Source organism: Yoonia maritima (genome assembly GCF_002933395.1).
Lineage (GTDB): Bacteria > Pseudomonadota > Alphaproteobacteria > Rhodobacterales > Rhodobacteraceae > Yoonia > Yoonia maritima_A.
Map to the genome: position 1 here is coordinate 52989 of NZ_PKFN01000011.1, position 21872 is coordinate 74860.

The window sequence follows — 21872 nt, forward strand, 5'->3', positions numbered from 1 at the left end:
AATTTAGAAATAGGAGTGAGTTCCAGCCCATGTCGGACGGTCTCGCAAATAGTGATAGGGAATTGCTTCGTACCAAACGACTTTTGGCTAAATCGGAACTACGGCGTGCCGAATTAGAACACCTAATTGATACAGGTCAATCATTCCAACGGCGCGTTCTAGCAGAGGTCGAAGATGCCAAAGCTGCACTACAGGTTGCGAATACCAAGCTGACACAGGAACAAGAACGCACGGATCATCTGTTAAAATCCATTATGCCGTCGTCCGTTGCATCTGAATTAAAGCAAACTGGCGGCGTGGTTCCGCGCCGCTACGAAGAGGCAACTGTCATGTTTGCCGACTTCGTTGGGTTTACAGCACATGCGGAAACACTTGATCCGTTGATACTGGTTCAGATTTTGGATCAGTATTATTCAGAATTCGATCGTATCGCCGCAAATCACGTTGTCGAAAAGGTGAAAACAATCGGCGATGCGTATATGTGTGTGTCAGGCCTGAATGAAGATCCAAAATCCGCGACCCGTATGGTTGACGCAGCTCGGGACTTTCTTTCATTTGTCAAAAACATACGACCCTTTGGGTTAGCTGCTGATGCGCCCGGGTGGAAAATTCGGATCGGGATCAACTCTGGGCCGGTGTTGTCCGGGGTCATTGGCTATGATCGTTTAAGCTACGATATTTGGGGCGATACCGTGAATACCGCAGCGCGCGTCGTTGCAGGCTGTGGCGTGAACGAGATATTATTGTCGCGCAGCACGTATGATTTGTTGATCGACCAAGAAGGGTATGAACCACTTGGATCGATCGAAGCAAAAGGCCGCGGACCGGTGGATGTGCTGCGGCCCGCGGTGTTATAGATCAATCCATGTATATTGGTGCAACTGGGCGAACAGGCACACCGGGTTTCCATGCTTGGTTAAATGATGGCGCAGCATACGGGAACTTGTCAAGGTTCAGGTCTTGGTCCGAACTCCGAGGGAGGAAGCTCGTCGGGTCGGCGTAAAAGAACGGGTTCACGTCCGCGATCGTCCAATAAATTGCATCCTCGGCAAAGCTACGTCCGTTGGGGTAACCTGCGGGCTCTGATGGGTTCCAAAGGATCATATCACGACTGTAAAAATCGACGATGTCATCAAGTTGGGCGTCTTCGACCTCAAGCCGTTCGAAGCTGAATTTAAACTGATCGCCAAACTTAGCAATGCCTTCAGCTGGGGAGGTCGCATTATAGGCATCGTTGAACGCGCCGACGGTCTCATAGGATCTATCGACAGGCAAATAGCGGTTGGGGTTGTACCCAACCGGCGGATCCACAAAGAATATACCCTGAACACCAGCGCGCCCCATACGATCAACGGCATGACCGTCTTCGTCAGCGACGACGACCCAATAGTTCAGTTTTTGATCGGCCAATTCGGGTACTTCTAGCGTGATCAGGGTCATATCTGAAACACCAAATGCGCCGATTGAGGTCGGTGCCGCAGGTAGGTGGTCGCCTCCTGCCAGTGCTTGCTTAATGGCAAGTGCCGCTGGCGCCTGAACGGTCGTGAAATCAAAGAAGAATGGGTCACGCCGTGGACCAACAAACAAAAGCTCACCGTTTGTGCCGGTGGTGACTTCTAATGTGTGGTTCAGCGCAGTTGTGAAACCTTCACCAACATCTTCACCGTCCCAACGGTTTGATCGCGCGTCGTCGCCCGTTGCGCGCCGCAGTTCAAGCCGTTGGCGCTGTGCTTCGCCATCAATGTCATGAACACGGACTTTGTAGACAATGTCGGCTATCGCATCATCATCAGTGTCCAGTTTGAACATGTAGATCAGCTTTGGATCAAGCTTGATTTCGTCAGAGCCAAGCGTGCCCGGCGCGCCGCTGCCTGACAAGGGGTTCAGTGTGAAGGACATCGTCAGTCCACCAGTTTGCGCACCACGAAATATAAAGCTGTCCCCGATATCAGACATCGGGTTTAATTGCGTATAAGGCGCATCACGGTGATCCGATGCGATCGCTGCGGTGGTGCAGATTCCACCACAGATCGCTGCAACAGAAAATAACGTATTTCGCGTGCTCATTTTGTCTTCCTCGGAAATGTATTTACGAGCGAACCTAAATGAAAAGATTAGGTTCGCCCATATATTTACCCCTTTTTAAGAAGGTAAATTAACGCTGTGACATTAGCTGCGCGACGGGAAGATACCCTGAAGTGCGATAATGTAATTAATCACAAGACTCGGCTGCATGTTCTCGTGCTGCTGGCCACCGCCTGCATTGCTAATGCTACCTGCGGCTAACTGTGAAGTCGGCGTTGTTGTTGCAGTGTATGCTGTTGATCGCGCGAGGTAGTCACCAGTTGGGCGGTCATTGTCGGCAGGGACATTCACAAAGTTCAGGCTGTGGTTGTGCGGTGGAATCTGTGATTCAACTAAGGTCACGTCTTCAATGCCGACGCGCTGACCGATCACGCGTGGTGAAAGGCCAGGACCCGATCCTGCGTGAATTGGTGCGCGACCACGCAAATCAGGCAGCGCAAATGTCGAACGACCGTCACCGCCGTAGGTCGTGCCAAGTATGCTAAAGAGTGCTGAATTGGATGAAATAGGCAAGAGTTGCCCGTCACAAAACGCCCAGCCGCGTGGTGCGAAATTTCCACCAAAAAGCATGATTTGAGCAATAAATGGTTCCATTACGGTAACTCCGAATTTCGCAATCGTATCTGATTGCATGTCAGTTGAATCGAACTCACGGCGATCCCGTTCGTTTCTTTCTTCAATCAATCAATTCGCGTTTTTCGATTCTGTGCCCCAGGGCACGGAAATGAAAATCCAAAACAGTATTTTCGAACAAAAGCAAATCACCGCGCCATGCGCCAGAATACTCGATTGGATTCACCAGTGCCTCATATTGTCTCAAGAGCTCTCGTATTAACTCTTATGTTGTTTTTGTCGATACTACCCAAAAGCGCCTTGGCGCTTGGTGGCGGGGTTTTTGTCGACGAGGTGATAAAACCTGTGGGTGTCACGGCAGGAAGTTGTAATTTTAACCCATACTATGACGTTGGGTTTCAGGAGGCGCAGGTCAATTTTTCAGGTAATGGCGGTTCGTCAGGAAGCAACTATTGGTTTGGTGGGAATATTTCCGCTTGGCCTGGTGATATCACTTCAGCATCAATCGAATCGACATGCGGTATCTCAAATATTCAGAATTTTGTATCTGATGGTGCTAACGGGACCTTCGCAAGTGATGACTTTATGGGGGTGCGGTTTCGCGGCACCCATGGCGGCACCGTCTACGATTATGAAATTGGAATTAAGGGTGCTTCCTCCACCGCTTTGGTAAATACACGCGTTGCCGCACCAGCGAACACCGCGCCAACAGCGGATGCGGGTACGGCGCAGAATGTGGCCTCGGGTGCGGCGGTGACGCTGGATGGGTCCGGATCGGACGCGCAGGATGCGGGTCAGACGCTGACCTACGCCTGGAGCCAAATCGGCACGCCAGCAGTGACCCTGTCTGATGCGACAGCCGCAAGCCCAAGCTTTACCGCGCCGACTTTGGCGGCTGGTGATGCGGATGTTGTGCTGACGTTCTCTCTGACAGTGAACGACGGGATCGATAACTCGACCGCGTCAACGGTGACAGTAACGGTTGCGGCGCCAGCGAACACCGCGCCGACAGCGGATGCGGGTACGGCGCAGAATGTGGCCTCTGGTGCGAGCGTGACGCTGGATGGCACGGGGTCAGATGCGCAGGATGCGGGTCAGACGTTGACCTACGCCTGGAGCCAAATCGGCACGCCAGCAGTGACCCTGTCTGATGCGACAGCCGCAAGCCCAAGCTTTACCGCGCCGACTTTGGCGGCTGGTGATGCGGATGTTGTGCTGACGTTCTCTCTGACAGTGAACGACGGGATCGATAATTCGACCGCGTCGACAGTGACAGTGACGGTTGCCGCACCAGCGAACACCGCGCCGACAGCGGATGCGGGTACGGCGCAGAATGTGGCCTCTGGTGCGAGCGTGACGCTGGATGGCACGGGGTCAGATGCGCAGGATGCGGGTCAGACGTTGACCTACGCCTGGAGCCAAATCGGCACGCCAGCAGTGACCCTGTCTGATGCGACAGCCGCAAGCCCAAGCTTTACCGCGCCGACTTTGGCGGCTGGTGATGCGGATGTTGTGCTGACGTTCTCACTGACAGTGAACGACGGGATCGATAACTCGACCGCGTCAACGGTGACAGTAACGGTTGCGGCGCCAATCGACAGTACGAACCCGAGTGTGACCCTGTCAGGTATGCCGGAATCGCATGATGGCGTTTCGCCATTCTCGCTCTCAGTTACATTCTCAGAGCCGGTTGAGGGGTTTGCAGCTGACGATCTTGATGTGCAGCATGGTTCGGTAACCAGCCTGTCAGGTGCCGGTGCTGACTATACTGTGCAGATTACGCCATCTGCTAAAACGAGCTCTGTTGTTGTTCAGGTGAAATCAAACGCGGTTACGGATGCGTCTGGAAATCAGAACGATAGCTCAGCGCAGGTTCAAATCGCGGCAGAGATTGTTCGGGTCGCAACTGAGGAAATCGGCAACTTCTTTGTCCAACGTGGTCGGTTGCTGTCACGTGCGCAGCCAAAGCTCTCTGCGTTTATGGGCGGTAGCCGGGGGCGTTTCAACGCAAACGGGACATCGACACGCGCGCATCTTGATTTTGCAACCGGACTAGATACTCGGGTATGGGCAAATGTCATGGGGCTTTGGAGCGACGAAGATGGCGACACGCAATCTTATGCACACCTGAGCCTTGGCTCACATGTTGTAAAAACGGACACGATGATCATAGGGGCAATGGCGCAGGTTGATCGTAGTGAAGCCACACAAACCAATGCGTCGATCGAAAGCCGTGGTTATCTGGTGGGGCCATACCTAGTTGGAAAGCTTCCTGAGCAACCTATGGTATTCTCAGCGAGCGTGCTACGTGGGAACGCGCAAAATGAAATCACTCTGACAGGGCTTCCTACAGATGATTTCGAAAGCACGCGTACGTTAACCACCATTGGTGTCGAAGGCAGTGTCGCGTTTGACAGCGGTCTTGTGATGATCCCGTCAGTTGATGTGCTTTATCTTCTTGATGAACAACATGAATATGTTGACAGCGCGGATAACACAGTACCAGCGCAGGACGTTACGATGACGCAAGCGACCCTTGGTCTTGGCTTTGAATACCCACTTGCGTTCGAGGCAGTGGATGTTCTGTTGACGTCAGGTGTGAACACTGCGTTTTCCAAGACACGAACAGCAGGTGCGACTGACAAAAGCACCCTATGGGGCGTGGATGTTGGGACAGTGTTCATGCTTTCGTCAGGTGCAACGCTTTCAGCCGATCTTTTCTACGACGGATTGGGCGAAACCAACAACGAGACCTACGGTGGCGGCATTGTCTATGAGGTGAAGTTTTAAACCTAGGTTTAAGAGCGATTTTAAGAACGCCCCAGATGTGGGGCGTTCTTTTTCTATATTTGATATAAAAAATTTTGTATCAGCACTGGCCATTTGGGAAATGAATGGCGACTTGGCAACGGCTGTATTTTCTAATGAGGTTTTCCGTTTATGACCCCAATTATAGCGCAAGCTCTTCCAGCATGGCTTCGGGGGTAATATCTGCTTTGTCGGCGCGGCGTTTGACTTCGCCGCGTGTCATAACAACAAAATGATCGGCTAGTCCGTAAGCAAAGTCAAAGTTTTGTTCAACCAATACGATCGCCATATTTCCTTGTTCGCGAAGTAGGCTGATCGTACGTCCGATTTGCTGAATCACGTTTGGTTGGATGCCTTCGGTCGGTTCATCCAGCAGTAAGACCTTAGGTCGCGTGATCAGTGCACGTGCGATAGCCAACTGTTGTTGCTGACCGCCAGACAGGTCACCGCCGCGTCTTGCTTTCATGTCCAATAGGACCGGGAAGAGCTGGAAAATCTCTTCGGGAATAAAACGTTCATCCTTAGGAAGGCAGGCAAAGGCAGTTTCGAGGTTTTCTTGGACAGACATCAGCGGGAAAATCTCTCGGCCTTGCGGGACGTAGGCAATGCCTGCACGGGCGGCCGTGAATGCGGATGGATGATTAAGCTGCTGATCACCAACCGCCAACGTGCCATCGGTGTAGGGGTGGCGGCCAGATATCGCCTTGAGCAGGCTGGTTTTGCCGACACCGTTCGTACCCATCACAGCGGTCACTTCGCCAACGGGTGCATTCAGCGTGATGCCATGCAGGATCTGGCTTTGCCCGTAATGCAGGGTCAGGTTTTCAACGTTCAGCATTATTGGCGTCCCAGATACACATCGATAACGGTTTGGTCGGCGGTCACGTGATCAAGCGACCCTTCGGCAAGAACCGATCCTTCGTGCAGCACGGTGACTTTGCAATCAAGGCGGCGCACGAATTCCATGTCATGTTCAACCACCACAACCGCACGCGTCTTGGCCGCGCGTTTTAACAGGTCAGTTGTCAGTTCGCGTTCCGCAGTTGTCATTCCAGCGGCGGGTTCATCGACGAGCAAAAGGCGTGGATCTTGGGCAAGCAGCATCCCGATCTCGAGCCATTGTTTTTGACCATGGCTTAATTCGCCTGCGCGGCGTGTCAGACTATCGGATAGGCCAATTTCGGTCGCGATTTCTTTGATCCGTTTTGCGCCTTCTTGGGTTTTTTTATAAAATAGCACTGCGAATGGACCGCGGGGGTTATGCAATGCCATCGCAAGGTTTTCGCGCACGGTTTGGTCTTCAAAGACAGTGGGCTTTTGAAATTTACGCCCGATCCCTTCCATCGCGATCTCGCTTTCTGACATGCCAAGCAAAGATATGTTGCGATCACCCCATGTGACGCGCCCTTCATCCGGCTTTGTCTTGCCCGTGATAATATCCATAAAGGTCGTTTTACCTGCGCCGTTCGGGCCGATCACCGCGCGCAATTCAGGTTCGCCGATTTGGATGGACAGGTTGTTGATCGCGCGAAAGCCATCAAAGCTAACCGACACACCGTCGACTTCTAAAAGCGTGCTCATGATGGTTTCCTCACCAGATAATCAAACAATCCGCCGATGCCCTTTGGCGCGTATAAGGTGACCGCGACGAACGACAGGCCCAGTAAGACGAGCCACCAGTCGGTCCATTGGATCGTGTAAAACCCAAGTGGGATGGCTGGTGCGCCACCGCCAGTGAACCAGCTTGACAGCAGCGATACGAAGGCAGCACCGATGACCGCGCCGTATAGCCGCCCACGCCCGCCAATCGCGACCCAGACAGCCAGATAGATGGATGCGATCGGCGCGATTTCGGCGGGGTTAATGATGCCTGCCTGCGGGTAATATAGCGCGCCCGCGATGGCTGCCACGACCGCCGTGATCGTGAATACGAACAGTTTGTAGCTTTCGACGTGATATCCAAGAAAGCGCACGCGCGATTCATTGTCTCTGATCGCTTTAATCACGCTGCCCATTTTGCCGGATGTGACCCAAGCGAACAGCACGTAACCTAGCGCTACGGCCGATGCGGATGCGTAAAAGAATGCGAGTGAGATCGTTGATTGTGGTGTATTCTCAAAACCCGGAATATTTTGGAGCCCGGACAGTCCGTTATTTCCGCGCAATCCACTATCATTTTGGAACAGGTACAAGGAAAGGGCCAGCGTCATCGCTTGGGTCAGGATCGACAGATAAACGCCTGTGACCCGGCTGCGGAACGCGAGCCAACCGAAGACGAGCGCGAGTAACCCCGGCACAAGCACGACCATTAACAGCTGAAGGAACAAGCTGTCAGAGAACGCCCAGATCATCGGAAATTCAGAACTACCCACAACGCCAAAGATTTGGTTGCCGATAGCATCGGTGACCTCTTGCGCGGTTGGGGGGATGGTTTGTGTTGCTAGGCTGTCGAGCACGATCCCTTCTGTCCGCGCGTACATGAGCCACATACCAACGGCATAGCCGCCAATCCCGAAGAACGCGAAATGCCCCAGGCTTAGGATACCGCAATATCCCCAGACCACATCCATCGCGACCGCGATCAGGCATAGGCATAGTGTCTTACCCAGCGTTTTCACGAATGACGTGGACATGACCCCAAGGCCGGCGTCGGATAGAATGGTAACGACGATGGTAAAGAGGCTAAGCCCCAGCAAGAACCAAAGTGTCGACGGATTGCGCATTAAGAAGCTTTTGTTCATTTGATTAATCCGCCGCTGCCCGGCCCTTAAGCGCAACGATGCCTTTGGGTCGGAACTGGATAAAGAGAATGATAAACAGGATCATGTAGGTCTGCGCGGCCAAGGTGTTGGACGGGTTCAGCCATTCGATCCCTTTTTGCAGGAACCCAATTAGCGAAGCACCCGCAAGCGTGCCCCAGACATTCCCAACACCGCCGACAACCACGGTCATGAACGACTGCACGATATAATCGGCACCCATCTCGGATGTGACCTTGGCGTATAGCCCAATCGCAACACCTGCGATCCCCGCGATCCCAGAGCCAAGTCCGAAGGTCAGCATGTTGATCCGGTCAGGGTTGATCCCCATGGATGCGGCCATGCCAGGGTTTTGGGTGACTGCACGTACCTCTAGCCCAAGCCGCGTGCGTTTCAGGACGAACAAGATCAGGAATAGGAAGATCACCGCGAGTACGAAAATCGCGATACGGATATAGCTGATCTGAACCACATCGTTGAATACCCATGCGCCGTCCAACCACGCAGGAGAGGTTAGGGGGCGTGCTTGGGTGCCAAAGATATTTTTGGCCAGTTGTTGTAGCGCGATTGAAATGCCGAATGTCGCCAGCAGTGTTTCCAGTGGGCGGTGGTATAGGTGACGGATCACTAGACGCTCCATTGCGACACCGGCTGCAAAGGTAACGGCAAAGGCAAGCGGTAGCGCGATAATGATAGACGCCGTGTAGCTGGGGATGAACAGCTGCACGACATAGCCCGTATAGGCACCCATCATAATGAATTCGCCGTGGGCCATGTTGATGACGCCCATAACGCCGAAGGTGATCGCAAGCCCAATGGCCGCCAGAAAATAGATCGAAGCCAGTGAAAGTGCATCAAGTGCTAGGTCGGCTGACTGACCAACGGCAACGCGTGTTTCAACTGATGCAAGTGCGGTCGTCGCGGCATCGGTGATTGCTGTGTCGGCCTCGTCATAAATTTCAAAGAAGGTGAATTTCGCAAGCGCTGCATCGCGGTCTGTGTCGGTCACAAGCGGTGGAACCGTACCGGAATGGGCTAGCTGTGCGTAGGCGCGGTTGCGGTTGGCTGTGGTGCCCAGTTGCGCGACAGGCACATCGCCAACGCGACCGTTGATAATGTTGGATGCAAGTGCCGCCTTGATCGTGTCCGCATCAGTACGTGGGGCGGCAAGGTCATCAGCGACCAGCAGTTCGTATGCGGCATCTAACGACATGTCTTCGCCGGGGTTCAGGACACGGGCGACATTGACGTCAGTTGGCAGTTCTTCGGCCAGTGCAGGGCGTGTGGTTAAGATTTGGTTCAATACCGCGCGTGCCTCGACACTGACATCAGTGGATAAGCTGCTGATGGCTGCAATGCGGTCTGTGGGTTCCTCAGCAAAGCTCGCCGATAGGAAATTCGCGAGCTGAATTTTCCGGGCCTTTAATGTGGGGTCTTCTTCGCCATCAATTGAACCAAGCAGCGGGGCAAGCTGGCTTGCCTCTGGGCGCCGGGCGATGGATGCGACGGCTGTTGTCCGGCGGTTAAGGTCCGGGTCCATCAATTGAAACTGGACAAGAGCGGTTCCAATAACACGACGAACGCCGCCGTTGGGCTTAAGCTGTGTAAAACCGTCAGAGGGGGCGGTCGTTTCTACACCGCTATCAATATCCGTGAGGATCAGGTTGTCGCCGTCTTCGTCTGCAATAAAGAACAGACCTTCGGGGCTTTGCCAGACAGATTTATCCTGCCATTCCTCTAGAAACGTCGCGACTTGCGGAATGCCCGAACTGGCGAGGTCATCCAGCACTGTGCCAACTGTGCGGCGGCCGGGTTTCGCGACCTCTTGGGCATGGGGTTGTAGCAGGGTTTGAAGCTCTTGAGCCTGAGCCGCAGGCGAAAAGCCCAACAGCAAGGCGAGCAAAATTAAGACGCGGGGCATGAGGGTCTTTCGGAATTCAAAAATGGTCAGGCGCGGAAGGGGTCCGCGCCTGATTGAAAAGCTTAGTAGTTTGAAGTCAGCTGAACGCAGCTTTCAGTTTCGACATTGTACATGCCGCAACCCAGTTCCTGCCAATCAGACTTAAGAACCGCTGATTCAGGCAAGAAGTCTGTCCATGCATCGCCCGGAACTTCGGAAGTCTGGCTGATGATGTCGAACTGGCCGTCGGCTTGGATTTCGCCGATCAGAACTGGCTTTGCCAAGTGGTGGTTTGGCAGCATGACGGCTGTACCGCCTGTCAGGTTCGGGAATTCCTGACCGTACATTGCGTCACGAACAGCGTCGACGTCAGTTGTGCCGGCAGCCTCGACCGCGTTCACCCACATGTTGAAACCGATATAGTGGGCTTCCATTGGGTCGTTGGTGACGCGATCTTCGCCAGCGAATGCTTTCCATGCCGCGATGAAGTCAGTGTTCGCGTCGCTTTCAGCAGATTGGAAGTAGTTCCAAGCAGCCAAGTGACCGACTAGGTTGGACGTGTCCAAGCCAGACAGCTCTTCTTCACCGACCGAGAATGCAACGACAGGGATGTCGTCAGCAGAAACGCCAGCAGCAGCCAGCTCTTTGTAGAAGCCGATGTTTGCGTCGCCGTTGATGGTGGAAATCACGCCAACCTGCTTGCCGTCTTCGCCAAGCGCAACAACGTCAGCAACGATTGTTGCCCAGTCAGAGTGACCAAATGGTGTATAGTTCACAAAGATATCTTCTTCAGCGATACCGTTATCGATCAGGTATGCTTCGAGAATGTTGTTGGTCGTACGTGGGTAAACATAGTCTGTACCCAACAGCGCGAATTTTTCAACGCCAAGCTCTTCAAGGAAGTAGTCCGTCGCTGGAATCGCTTGCTGGTTCGGTGCCGCGCCGGTGTAGAATACGTTACGCGAGGATTCTTCGCCTTCGTATTGTACAGGGTAGAACAGCAAGCCGTTCAGTTCTTCGATTACAGGTAATACGGATTTACGAGAAACCGATGTCCAGTTACCGAAAATAACGTCGACTTCGGATACGGTCAGCAGTTCGCGTGCTTTTTCAGCGAACAGTGGCCAGTCAGATGCCGGGTCAACGACCACAGCTTCGATTTCACAGCCCAAAAGACCGCCAGCTGCGTTTTGCTGTTCGACCAGCATAAGCATTGCGTCTTTTAGTGTAGTTTCAGAAATGGCCATAGAGCCTGATAACGAATGCAAAACACCGACTTTGATCGGTTCGGCGCAATCTTGGGCGGCAACCATGCTTGTGCTGGCCAAAAGGCCCGCAAAAATAGAAGCGCTGAGTGATTTATTAAATTTCATCGAAACAATGTCCCCGTTTCGTTGTCGCGGTGCCCTAGTTTTTGGCAAAAGCCAAAGTTATAGCGGGCCCACAACAGTGTTGTTGTAGTCGCGCGGCGGGAGGTTCTGCCAAGAAGGCCCGTTGCGCGGCGATTGATGTCTGATCCAGACGATCATTTAAGTAGGCTGTGAATTGGGCAGAGTCCTCGGTGCATCGCTGAATAACCCAGCAGTTGCGAGGGTGTGCAAGAATAAACGCCAAAAGTCGCGTCTTTTGCGTAAAATATAGACACAAAAGGCATTTGTCGGTTTAGCACTGCATCGGGTCGCATTCATGCGATCTTTCGTGTGCTTATATCAGGGGCAGGGGGCTACTAGAATTGGGCTAACCCAAAGCTAAAGTCCAAGCAGATACAATTTTTGGCATTTGACTGGGCTTGTAGCTGAATAGGCCAACGTCATTCCCGTCGATCGCTACGGCAACTGTTGTGTTCTCACCCAAAGGTTCGTTCAAACAGATTAGCCGTGGCCCTTCGTTTTGGGGAAGAACGGAACGATGGCGTTTTCTGAATGTTGCGATCTGTGTGCTCCAAAGTGCATCAAGCATTGCTACATCGCCAACGGTTTTCGCAACATCGCCGTTTGAAACGTATAGATACGCCGTCATGTCGTTAGAATGTGCGGCAAGAAAGCGTTCGATCAGTGCGACTGGTTTTGCGTCGAGATCAATATGCCAAAGTTTAGCCAGCCCCGATGCCGATATGCCAGCTTCCGCGCTTGTGCCAAATGGCTGTGATGGCAAACTGCGTACAGTGACTTGGCTTGCTGATGCGCAAAGCAACATCATAAGATCGCCAGCCGCTTGCAGCGTTTCGGGTTCGTCGCGCGATAGCACGTTCCCAATAACGCTTTCTGCTTCGGGGAGATTACCTGATACGTCGATCAAGCCACGCAAGCGACGACCTGCAACGATCATGCTTACGGTTACATCATCGATGCTAAAAACAAGCGTGCGCTCCAACACGGTCGCATCTATTTCGTTCAAAAGGGCTGCAAGCGGAGTCGGCCCACCGCTTTGCGAAATAATGCGCGCACCACCGACATAAATTTCATGTTCAGACAGAAGCGCCGCGAGTTTGTTTGCGATAGTTGACGTGTCACTCACGATTGCGGCCTTTGCTTAAAAAAAAGTTCATTCTGCTCATCCACCGGTACTGAGCCGTTCAAGAAGTGGCTGTGCATCTGCCAAAAATGCATTGATATCAAGATCTGAGGAGCTCACGCAGCATAGCACATCATTTGGTTCGGATTTGGCACGTAGAAATAGACGTACTTGGCCGCGACTAGCGACGACGGCGCTCGCGCTTGGCTCAGTGCCAAGGAATTGCTGCCGCTTGGTGCCCATCGTTAACGCAGCTTCAGCGCACAGGTTATCAAGCCCCTCGCGCGGAAGCGAAGACGCTGAATTCGTGACAAGAATCATCTGTGTCGATAAATCCGCAAAGGCGATAGTGTCGCATGCCGCGAATTTTTCCTGCAATGCATCTAGATCGTCCACAACCATGAGTGTTGGCCCGCTAATTTTTCGTTGATATCTGACTGACTACGTCAAAACAGCCATATGTGAAAGCCTATCAAATGGATACACGCCTAAGATGTTGGCGTGCCCGGTTTCGATGAGGGCTCTGCCGCTGGGCGTTCTCGCTTTGGGGCATTTTCATTCAAGGGCCGTTTCACGCGACGCGGTAGCACCGCGGTTGTGACCGGTTCAGGGATCGCTGTGCCGTCGGCAATGTTGTAAAGCGGTAGCTCTGTGCGTGCCGCTAATTTACTCAGCGTCTCAACCGATTGAATAAGATGTTCCACAAACGGGCCTGCACCGCTGGCGTCCCACCTTTCATAGTCATCTCCTGCTTCAAGCGCTTGCAGCAGCGAAATTGGGAAGGTTGCAGCAAATTGGCCCTTTGTTTCGCGTAAAACCCGCTTAAAGACGCGCACGCGATCTTTTTCAGTGGTTAGCTTGTCAAAACGTGTGATCAACAAAACTGAATTTTCGCGGACGGCCGTGGGCATTGTGTCCCAAACTGCGGCTTCTGATTGACGCCATGCTTGTGTAGCATGGGTCAGCCAGATGACGGCATCGACCTCTGGCAGCATACGTTCCCAAACTTCTGACGACATGTTCGGGTCAGAAATACCGGGAAAATCAATGAGATCACAGACATCCAGTATGTCGCACTCCAAGAACAACCGAATGCACATGGTTTGCTCGACCGGAATGTTTTCAAGCTGTTCCAGCGAAACAGGTTCTGTCTTGCCGTCAACGTCAACACGATAAGGCGCGTCAGTGCCATGTGACATCCACACTGGCGACAGGCGCGTTGCTGTCACCTTTTCAGGAAGTGGACGCGCACCCATCAAAAGATTAGATAGCGTGCTTTTCCCTGCAGAAAACTCGCCCATAAGCGCGATGCGAGGCTTACGTTTCCCACCGATCGTGGGGCTATGGTCGGACATCAGGCTTTTCCTTCAGCTTCAACAGGTGCGCTATCGCTGAGTTCTTCGAAGATATAATCGAAAAGCTCCTCGCGCTCTTGCTGCGCAGTGATGCCAAAGATTTCTTTCAAGTCATCTTTATTCAGATTCGATTTCTCGCTTAGGTCGGTCAGGAAACCGCGCTGTTCCTCAAGGAAATTACGCAGTTCCACTTCGGCCAGTTTGCGAATTTCATCCGCTTGTCGGACCTTCAATTCATCCACGATCGGCGCTGTTTCTGCTTCGATGAGATCGTAGAAACCGCTGGCAAATGCGCGATAGCCTTTGCGACGTTTCCACCACCCTTTCCACCAAGATGTTTGCAGATCAAGCGCGATCGTTTGTCCAAGCGAAACTGGCGCTGGAATTTCTGGCGCAGCAGGGGGCGTAATAGAAAAGTTTTCAACCGCAACACCGAAAGCACTGCGGTATGTTTCCGCCAAATCAGAGGAAGCCGCTGCAAACACTTGATCACAGGTGGAAGACACATTGCGCCGCATAACTTGATAGCTTGTGCGCAACAGCATGCGAAGACCGTCAGGACTGTATTGCCAGACTTCTTCCTCACCGTTGTTCTCCAAATGCTGAAGAAGCGATTCTAACGCGCGATCCAAGAAACGTTTATGAGACTGGTCGACCCGAGACCCGAATTGTTGAAAGACGATATCCATACGGTCGTCCAAGAACTTTAGGTTGTCCGCTTCGAGTTTATCAAGGTGCGCGACCAATTGATCGTGCGGCATGACGTCAACGGTGTCACCATCCAGTCGCATGGAAACCATCGATGCCGACGCCCGTACGCCACCGACGAGGTTCAGCGCCCGTTTGCGGGATGCAGCAAGAATTTCCGCACCGGGTCCTTCGGAGATACGTTCAGACAAAGCACGATAAAGCTGAGGGACCCCGGACAGGTGCCAAACCAGCTCGTTGATTTCCATGTCAGCGGTTTCTGCGCTCAACGATGCTTCGGCCCAATTAAACATGGCCTCGGCGCTTTCTGCGACGATATCGTCAAGAGTTTCACCAAGCGCAATGTTGGCCCAGTACGCGCTACCAAAAATAAGTTCGGGGTTTTCTGGGCCGTTATGGTCTTTCAGTGTTTGTAAAATGCTTTCGCGAATTTCGGGGACCTGCTCGGCCGGGTTCGATAATTCGTCGATACGGTTCACAAAAATGATCACCTCTCGCGATTTTACGTTGGATATAAGACGAATAAGCCCCATATCCATCGAGCTTAGCGCCTGATGGGCCGACAGGACGACAACGCAAATACGGCTATCACGCAGCGCGTTGATCGTAATTTGTTCGCGCATCATGAAGGTATCGTTTACGCCTGGTGTGTCGCGAACGCACAGCGGCATTGGGATCGCCTTAGCGTTAAGATACAGGTCTGCGGATTTTGTGATGTCGGCGAAGCGACCCTGCTGGTCTTCTTCATCCATATCTTCAAAATCGTCGCCCATACAGACATACCGCTGGACAAGATCATCGGTGAGGTCAGCATAGTTGTGTTTTTGCCCAAGGAGCAGTTCAAATTTACGACCAAGGCGCGCTTTTGTCTTATCTCGCATCTCTGCGATTTGCTCGCGGACCTTTTCAAGTTCTTCGTCTGCGCCGGCGCGGCTGGAAAGTTCACCGATTCGGCCGCCATTTTCGATCAAATGATCCCATTCACCTTGGCTGAAAAACTGGAATGTTGCTGTCGGTGCGTCCTTTGATAACGGTGCATTCAGGTGCAACGATGTCACGACTGATGTCCATGGATTCACATCTGCAGGTAGTAAATTGGGTCGTCCAACCATCGCATTTACAAGCGAAGTCTTGCCAGATTTGATTTGCCCAATCATCGTAATGCTGGGCTCAAAAGCGCGTAACTGCTTGATTAGTCTTGTTGATTTCTTTTCCGCATCACTACCGCCCAGCTTGACAACGTCAGCTAGCGTGGCTTCCAGATCAACGATCTCGTCGTGAAACTCTTCAAGCTTCTCCAAACCAAGTCGCATGAACGGGTGGGTTGCTGCCGGGACTTTGTAACCATCCCCTTTTGTCAGCTCTTCCATCTTCATTCGTGTCCGTCCTCAATAGTCTTATTAGCTACCACTCTTATCAGTTGATAGCCGCTTCGCCAAATCACGAGGCTATCATTGTTTTATTGCTAAAATGGAAACAGAATGGTGCATGGTCGATTAGGCACTTATTCGCGTTCATTGACAAGTGTAGCGTTGGGTCAGGCCGCTAAGTCCGCTTGCAGCTCGTGCTTGATTTGCAACAATAAACTAAGCGCCTCAATCGCTCCGTTATCGTTTTTTTCCATTTGCATAAGTTGTGCAAGGTCGGCCGCATCAAACGCTGTATCGCGCGCGCGTTGAAGCGATTGATCAGACACGTCACCGTTTTCGTTTAGATAATCGCAGACCCACTGTACTTGCTCTAGGGTTGCCGAAATTATTTTACCAGGTGCGTCATCACCAGACTTCGCGATAACTTCCGCCAAATCACGGCTTTGTTCTGCAATGTAGCTGAGCGCTGTTTCGTAAGTTTCACGCGTGTCTGGGCGCAATGTGACGACGGCATTTTTTGTTGCAGACTTGGACTGTGATGTCTGACTTACGTTCGATTGAGTTTCTGCTGGGGAAACAATAGTGTTTTCCAATACAGATAGCGGCGTCGATGGATTTAAAGCAGTTGCACCAAGTGAATCTGTGTTAACCAATTGATCTTCATCGGGAATTCCATTTCCTGCCAGTGCATCAGCATTCTGGTGCAGCAGAATATCACCCATGTCGACTGCAGACTGCTTGCCTTGGTCAACTTGCTTTAAAACGGCAGCAATGAGCGCAGTTCCGCCGCTGCTGCGCATTTGGTCTTTGTTCACTGTCCCGTCTGACTTTCGGGCGGAAAGTGCATCCAGAGTTGCAATCGGTAAGACGTGGTTGAATTCGTCACCGGCGGCTTTGCGGACCGCGGTCATCGCAATATCTAACTTGCCTGCGGCCGCAATTTGATCGGCATGCGTAAGCATTAGGAAACCATGATCCTTGATCATGTCGGGCATTTGTGCCCAGATATTTTGCTCAGCAGGCAGGTAACCTCTGGTGCACCACATCGCGACGTCGCAACGTTTTGCAGCCCATTGGCTCGCGCTATGCAGCGCTTCTGTCTCAGCAGGAGAATTGACTTCGATCACAGAAATTTTCTTAAGCGCAGGCAGAGGCATGCGTAGCTCAATAAAGATTGGCCTGAGCTCGGCAATTTCTTGCATATCAATCGTGTCGAAGGTCTGCTTATCTTCGTCTTCCAGTGTGCATATGGCTTGGTTCGTATCGCCATAAGTCAATTGGATCGTGGGTAGGCTGACACCATCAGGGATAACATCTGCGCCGACCAGTAGATTTAGAATTTTGGACTTTCCAGATCCAGGCATACCAACCAAGCCAACGCGTACTGGCTGTTCGATCCTGCCCAATAGCTGCATTGCACGCCGATGTGCCGCAGTGGGAAGCAGGCTGCTAGCGACAGCCTGCTTTAATTCTTCGTGAACACGTGTGCTCAGTGGTTGTGATGACATTACTTGCCTCCGGCGGCCACCTTAGCCTGAGGAACAGCCCCATCAACTTCCTGAGCTGGGGTGTCATCAACTTTAGCGACTGGTTTCACTTCTTTGATGACAGGTTTTGTGTCTTTTGCTGCGACTTTGTCAACATCGGCCGGATCGACAACACGCGTGATAGTTGATGCATGTGTATCGACGTGACCTACCGGCTTCGCACGGATTGCACGGATAACAGGTTTGTTGTGGTTCAACTTAATGACTGAAAAAGACACGTTATCCTGATCTGGATCGGCCAAGTTTTCGATCGCTTCCAGTAAATACCCAGCGATTTCAGCACTTTTACGGCGGCGATACCGGTGCAAGATTTTCTGAATTTGCACTTCTTCTAGGTATTGAAGCCCGTCGCTTGATACGACGACAATGTCGCCGACTTCCAGTTCGAAAGGTGTTTTCGGACAGTCAGACTTTGCAACGCGGTCACCTAAAATCACAGAAGTTAGACAATTGCGATCAGGGTGATTTCGTCCCGCTTCGGGGTCAAGCAAACCAGATTGCACCATAAAGTCGATCTGTGGTGCCATCGAGTGGTCTTCGTTCAGCTGTTTTATCTTCCCGTTACGGAAGTGATACAGAGGTGAATCCCCTATCGACATCCAAAACATGCGGTTTTCAACTAAAACCAGTGAAACAAGCGTCGCGCCCATTCCACGTGTTTCAGGATGTTCTTGCACATGCTCGCGTACGACATTGTTTGCGTTTACGGCAGCAGCAGTAAGATACTGAGGGATTTCGCTTTCGAAATCTCCAAAATTAGCACTTTGAAATTTTAGTTCGCTAAATACTTCAGTTACGACGATCTTGCTGGCGACATCGCCAGCGGCGTGACCGCCCATGCCATCGGCAAGGACAACAACGCCAGTGTCGGCCCCAAAGGGGAAGTCGCTGACAATTGCGTCCTCTTGATAGTCGCGGCCGCCTTGAACGATCGCAGATGCGACGTCAAAACGTGGTTCAGGCGATCGCCACATCTTCGTCCTCCCCAGAGGTGCCATCGGTCCAGTTAAAGGATTTGTCGCACAGCGCTACAAAACGCAGAACTGTTTCGCCAAGCCGGATAACATCGCCAGACTTCAGGGCTTCGTTACTAATAAGCGGTTTGTCGTTCAGGCGTACGATGTTTGACTTACCACCGTGGCCCAACAGAAACTCTTTGCTTTCAGGATCAAACACGATTGCTGCATGATTGGTCCGCGAAATTGAGTTGTCGCCAAAATCAAGCTGTACGGCTTGGTCTTCGCCACGACCAATTTGGGACATTCCCGTCATCAGTGAGAAGCATTCGCCACGGCCGGGGCCCTCTGATACGACAAGCCACCCAACCGGGAACTTCGCACGTGTCGTCGGTGCTGCTTTTGGTGCATCATTGAACAAATCAACTACGTCACCATCGGATTTTTCAAAACCGATAAGGCGGGTCTTGGTGCGGCGCGCACGGGCAGGTGAACGGGCTGCAGCTGCCGATGCCGCAGCGGGTGCAGCGTTCGGAAGCTCGGGCGCAGTTTCAGGCAGCTCTGTTGATGCGGCGTCTGGCGTATCCCAGATGTTGGCTGGCTCGCTAGAAGCTGCTTTATCAGAGGATGGTGTAACTTTGGTATTCACCGACGATAGAATGTCCGTCACCGCTGGTTCAGCCGCATCGTCACCAGTAATTGCACCTACGGTGTCACGATATGACTGCTCAAGTGTGTCGACACCAGCAGGGCGGCGGGGCGCGTCGTCGCGTCGCTTTTTGCCAAGAAGATCACGAATGAATTTCATTTTTTCTACCTTCCAATTTTCGTCGTGCAAACGCCCATAAAGGCGATAGCACGGATTAGTTTTCAGCGCCTGAATAAATCAGTGAGGCTACCCACATGGTGCCGTCACGTTGTACGGCGAACATAAACTGCTCAACTTCATTATCCAGCTCGCGGTTGAATATGGTCAACAGGGAATCGCGTTCTGTAATATTTTCGGCTGTTGGGATGTAAGATACAACAACATCGCCGGTTTGCAGCCCGCCTGCTAGATTTGTCGGCATAGCGGCAACAGTCGTCCGCCAAGAATCGCCAGCAAAAGCCGTTTCAAAACGAACACCGTTTAACAACGTCACTTCTTGTACAACGGGCAAGCGCCAGTTCTGTTCCGCAGCTTGGCCCGTCGCCGGGTCGACAGTTCCAAAGGAGACGTCGATTGCTGCGGGGATATTGGCTGGATCGACGGAAGCGCGCAGAACGTCCGAGATTTCTGAAATCGCATCAACGTCAATTCCGTTTACGCTGGTGATTTCCAATCCGGGCTTGACCCAAACTGGTGAAATAAGACCAACTTCTGCAATAGCGTTTGAGGCTTCGTTCGCGGCTGCGAATGGTAATTCCACACCCCACGAGGATTCCACGAATGATGGCACCAGTTCGTTACCTGGAACGACAACATCGATTGCGACATCAAGGCCGGTTCCGATATCGTCGACGGTTTCAGGTGTCGCAGGAAGGGCCACGTCCGCGGTTTCGCTATCTTGAACAGGGCGGTTCCCAGTTTGGTCTGGGAATTCGGCACTCACGTCTGGGTCAGCAGCTGTTGGCTGCGGCGTCGCTACTGGCTCTGGTAGCGGCTCCGGGATGGCTGCTTGTTCGACGCTGTCTGGACGAACGGTCGGACGCAATGATGGTGCATCCACGATTACAGGACCGTCGATGATGACCGGGGCGACTGTTTCCGTTGTCGGTTCTTCCACGATTTCTGGCGCAGGGGCTTCGACCTCTGGTATGATAGCCACTTCTTCTTCTGGCGTCTCTACGGGCGTTTCGATAGCCGGGTCCGGCGTTGATGGCGCTACTGGCACTTCAACAACGGGTTCTGCTTCAACCGCAAGCTCTTCTGATGGGGTTGGGGAAGCGGGCGCGTCTTCACTGCCGCCTGTCATCGTAAGAACTCCAACACCGCCCAAGAGGGCAACGACCGCAGCAGAGCCGAGTAAGAGCGGAAGCTTGGATTTCTTTTCAGGTTCAGACGCTGCCGATGACGCGGCTGCTGGTGTTGCCGCGCTGGCCACGTTGAGTGGAGTGACGTTGTCTTTTTTCCCATCGATCGTATCCAGCCAATCCTGGGCTGATTGAAGGCGGTCTTTTGGAAGGACTGCCAATGCTTTATCGATCGCGGCAAGGAAGGTTTCATCGTAATCGGGGAAACGACCCGCCAGTTTAACATAGGGGTCAGCATCACCCGATGCGATGGCGGCCAAACGTGCTTGGCTGTTTGGTGGCACATCGTTTTCGATCAGGTGATAGAAGGACGCAGCCAGCGCATATAAATCACTGCTTGGGTTCTGTTCAGACCCAGCTATGTAGAATTCTTGTGGTGAGTAGCCATCCTTCACAACGCGAAGCGCAGAAAGAACGCGGCTTTGTTTCGTCGCTTCTTCGCGGGCGGCACCAAAATCGATCAATACAGGATGGAAGTCCTGATTGATAAGAATGTTATCCGGCGAGATGTCGCGGTGCAGGATGCCTTGGTCGTGGATGAAACCAACCGCGCCCAATACTTCTTTCAATATGACCTTGATTTGCGCGGGCGTCAGCGTGTTGGTCGGGTCTTCGATGGTATCGAGCAGATCGCGACCTTCGACAAAGTCGAGCGCCATATATGCGGTGTCGTTGTCTTCAAAGACTTGGTGCACGCCGACGATGTTCGGGTGGTTCAGCTTTGCAAGGCTGCGCGCCTCTTGAACGAATAGGCGCACAATGGACTTTAGTTCGTTTTGATGCGCGCGTGAACGGGCCTGCACAACATAGCGGCTGCGACGGCAAAATGCCCCAGGGAAACATTCTTTGATGACGATTTTCCGGTCAAGGCTGTCCTTGGCAAGATACGTGATGCCAAAGCCGCCTGCGTTCAGAAAGCTTTCAATAGTATACTGACCGTGCATCAGTTTTGTGCCCGGTTTAAGCTCGTCAACGAAACTGTCTTTATCGTCCGCGTTTTCTTTCACTTGCGCCTCGGCCATCCTACATCCAGCTTTCAAACTTCAACGGCAAAACGGAACAGCCGTTTGCCTTTATCGTCTATTCTCATCCAAATTAGGCCAAAAAGTGACGCCAACCTGTTGTTTCGCGGTTTGTAATCTCCCAAAAAACAGGAGATTGCCACCACGAAGAGAAACAGTTCTAGGCGGTTTTTCGCCTAATAGTACCTATTTTTACTGATCCATACTGCTTTTCTTCTAGAACTATGAAGAAGGCTAGAGCCCTAAGAAATAAATAGTCGAA

General features: G+C 52.3%; 17 protein-coding genes. 2 read left to right on the forward strand and 15 right to left on the reverse strand.

Annotated features, from left to right (window positions below):
* The first annotated feature begins 29 nt into the window (after window positions 1-29).
* Entirely contained in the window at window positions 30-857 is an 828-nt protein-coding gene (locus CYQ09_RS15115; protein WP_106746236.1) for an adenylate/guanylate cyclase domain-containing protein, read from the forward strand.
* Between the two features lies 1 nt (window position 858).
* On the opposite strand, the gene CYQ09_RS15120 is transcribed toward CYQ09_RS15115, so the two are convergent.
* Window positions 859-2067 (reverse strand): DUF4331 family protein, encoded by a 1209-nt coding sequence (locus CYQ09_RS15120; RefSeq protein ID WP_106746237.1) that lies wholly within the window; start codon window positions 2065-2067, stop codon window positions 859-861.
* Between the two features lie 102 nt (window positions 2068-2169).
* The gene (locus CYQ09_RS15125; protein ID WP_106746402.1) at window positions 2170-2679 is read right to left on the reverse strand and encodes a tail fiber protein; all 510 of its coding nucleotides are present in this window, start codon (window positions 2677-2679) and stop codon (window positions 2170-2172) included.
* 207 nt (window positions 2680-2886) lie between these two features.
* Here CYQ09_RS15125 and CYQ09_RS15130 point away from each other — a divergent pair, with 207 nt between their 5' ends.
* Complete coding sequence (locus tag CYQ09_RS15130; protein WP_162617697.1) at window positions 2887-5448, forward strand: PKD domain-containing protein; 2562 nt, start codon at window positions 2887-2889, stop codon at window positions 5446-5448.
* 160 nt (window positions 5449-5608) lie between these two features.
* Here CYQ09_RS15130 and urtE read toward each other — a convergent pair whose 3' ends face one another.
* The 13 genes from urtE to CYQ09_RS15195 all read right to left on the reverse strand — a co-directional run bounded on the left by urtE (window position 5609) and on the right by CYQ09_RS15195 (window position 21610).
* Complete coding sequence (gene urtE, locus CYQ09_RS15135; protein WP_106746239.1) at window positions 5609-6304, reverse strand: urea ABC transporter ATP-binding subunit UrtE; 696 nt, start codon at window positions 6302-6304, stop codon at window positions 5609-5611.
* Complete coding sequence (urtD, locus tag CYQ09_RS15140) at window positions 6304-7047, reverse strand: urea ABC transporter ATP-binding protein UrtD (protein WP_106746240.1); 744 nt, start codon at window positions 7045-7047, stop codon at window positions 6304-6306. Before urtD ends, urtE begins: the two co-directional genes overlap by 1 nt.
* Window positions 7044-8207, reverse strand: coding sequence for an urea ABC transporter permease subunit UrtC (urtC, locus tag CYQ09_RS15145; protein ID WP_106746241.1), 1164 nt, complete (start codon window positions 8205-8207; stop codon window positions 7044-7046). Before urtC ends, urtD begins: the two co-directional genes overlap by 4 nt.
* A 4-nt stretch (window positions 8208-8211) precedes the next feature.
* Window positions 8212-10146, reverse strand: coding sequence for an urea ABC transporter permease subunit UrtB (urtB, locus tag CYQ09_RS15150; protein ID WP_106746242.1), 1935 nt, complete (start codon window positions 10144-10146; stop codon window positions 8212-8214).
* Window positions 10147-10208: 62 nt separating this feature from the next.
* A complete protein-coding gene (gene urtA / locus CYQ09_RS15155) occupies window positions 10209-11498 on the reverse strand; it encodes an urea ABC transporter substrate-binding protein (RefSeq protein ID WP_106746243.1) in 1290 nt (429 codons plus the stop codon).
* Between the two features lie 364 nt (window positions 11499-11862).
* Window positions 11863-12642, reverse strand: coding sequence for a hypothetical protein (locus CYQ09_RS15160; RefSeq protein ID WP_106746244.1), 780 nt, complete (start codon window positions 12640-12642; stop codon window positions 11863-11865).
* A gap of 36 nt (window positions 12643-12678) precedes the next feature.
* On the reverse strand, window positions 12679-13041 hold the full coding sequence (locus CYQ09_RS15165; RefSeq protein ID WP_106746245.1) for a hypothetical protein: 363 nt from the start codon (window positions 13039-13041) through the stop codon (window positions 12679-12681).
* Between the two features lie 86 nt (window positions 13042-13127).
* The gene (locus CYQ09_RS15170; protein WP_106746246.1) at window positions 13128-13994 is read right to left on the reverse strand and encodes a dynamin family protein; all 867 of its coding nucleotides are present in this window, start codon (window positions 13992-13994) and stop codon (window positions 13128-13130) included.
* Complete coding sequence (locus CYQ09_RS15175) at window positions 13994-16078, reverse strand: dynamin family protein (RefSeq protein WP_106746247.1); 2085 nt, start codon at window positions 16076-16078, stop codon at window positions 13994-13996. Before CYQ09_RS15175 ends, CYQ09_RS15170 begins: the two co-directional genes overlap by 1 nt.
* Window positions 16079-16239: 161 nt before the next feature.
* The gene (locus tag CYQ09_RS15180) at window positions 16240-17580 is read right to left on the reverse strand and encodes a hypothetical protein (RefSeq protein WP_106746248.1); all 1341 of its coding nucleotides are present in this window, start codon (window positions 17578-17580) and stop codon (window positions 16240-16242) included.
* The gene (locus CYQ09_RS15185; RefSeq protein WP_106746249.1) at window positions 17580-18593 is read right to left on the reverse strand and encodes a PP2C family protein-serine/threonine phosphatase; all 1014 of its coding nucleotides are present in this window, start codon (window positions 18591-18593) and stop codon (window positions 17580-17582) included. The genes CYQ09_RS15180 and CYQ09_RS15185 overlap by 1 nt, the downstream gene beginning before the upstream one ends.
* Window positions 18577-19383, reverse strand: a complete 807-nt coding sequence (locus tag CYQ09_RS15190; protein WP_106746250.1) for an FHA domain-containing protein — start codon at window positions 19381-19383, stop codon at window positions 18577-18579. Before CYQ09_RS15190 ends, CYQ09_RS15185 begins: the two co-directional genes overlap by 17 nt.
* A 55-nt stretch (window positions 19384-19438) precedes the next feature.
* A complete protein-coding gene (locus CYQ09_RS15195) occupies window positions 19439-21610 on the reverse strand; it encodes a serine/threonine protein kinase (RefSeq protein WP_106746251.1) in 2172 nt (723 codons plus the stop codon).
* Window positions 21611-21872 lie beyond the last annotated feature (262 nt).

What these genes read in the sequence shown, in the direction of transcription:
- CYQ09_RS15115 (WP_106746236.1), top strand. Translation starts at nt 30, where the DNA reads ATGTCGGACGGTCTCGCAAATAGTGATAGGGAATTGCTTCGTACCAAA.
- CYQ09_RS15120 (WP_106746237.1), bottom strand. Translation starts at nt 2,067, where the DNA reads ATGAGCACGCGAAATACGTTATTTTCTGTTGCAGCGATCTGTGGTGGA.
- CYQ09_RS15125 (WP_106746402.1), bottom strand. Translation starts at nt 2,679, where the DNA reads ATGGAACCATTTATTGCTCAAATCATGCTTTTTGGTGGAAATTTCGCA.
- urtE (WP_106746239.1), bottom strand. Translation starts at nt 6,304, where the DNA reads ATGCTGAACGTTGAAAACCTGACCCTGCATTACGGGCAAAGCCAGATC.
- urtD (WP_106746240.1), bottom strand. Translation starts at nt 7,047, where the DNA reads ATGAGCACGCTTTTAGAAGTCGACGGTGTGTCGGTTAGCTTTGATGGC.
- urtC (WP_106746241.1), bottom strand. Translation starts at nt 8,207, where the DNA reads ATGAACAAAAGCTTCTTAATGCGCAATCCGTCGACACTTTGGTTCTTG.
- urtB (WP_106746242.1), bottom strand. Translation starts at nt 10,146, where the DNA reads ATGCCCCGCGTCTTAATTTTGCTCGCCTTGCTGTTGGGCTTTTCGCCT.
- urtA (WP_106746243.1), bottom strand. Translation starts at nt 11,498, where the DNA reads ATGAAATTTAATAAATCACTCAGCGCTTCTATTTTTGCGGGCCTTTTG.
- CYQ09_RS15165 (WP_106746245.1), bottom strand. Translation starts at nt 13,041, where the DNA reads ATGGTTGTGGACGATCTAGATGCATTGCAGGAAAAATTCGCGGCATGC.
- CYQ09_RS15170 (WP_106746246.1), bottom strand. Translation starts at nt 13,994, where the DNA reads ATGTCCGACCATAGCCCCACGATCGGTGGGAAACGTAAGCCTCGCATC.
- CYQ09_RS15175 (WP_106746247.1), bottom strand. Translation starts at nt 16,078, where the DNA reads ATGAAGATGGAAGAGCTGACAAAAGGGGATGGTTACAAAGTCCCGGCA.
- CYQ09_RS15180 (WP_106746248.1), bottom strand. Translation starts at nt 17,580, where the DNA reads ATGTCATCACAACCACTGAGCACACGTGTTCACGAAGAATTAAAGCAG.
- CYQ09_RS15185 (WP_106746249.1), bottom strand. Translation starts at nt 18,593, where the DNA reads ATGTGGCGATCGCCTGAACCACGTTTTGACGTCGCATCTGCGATCGTT.
- CYQ09_RS15190 (WP_106746250.1), bottom strand. Translation starts at nt 19,383, where the DNA reads ATGAAATTCATTCGTGATCTTCTTGGCAAAAAGCGACGCGACGACGCG.
- CYQ09_RS15195 (WP_106746251.1), bottom strand. Translation starts at nt 21,610, where the DNA reads ATGGCCGAGGCGCAAGTGAAAGAAAACGCGGACGATAAAGACAGTTTC.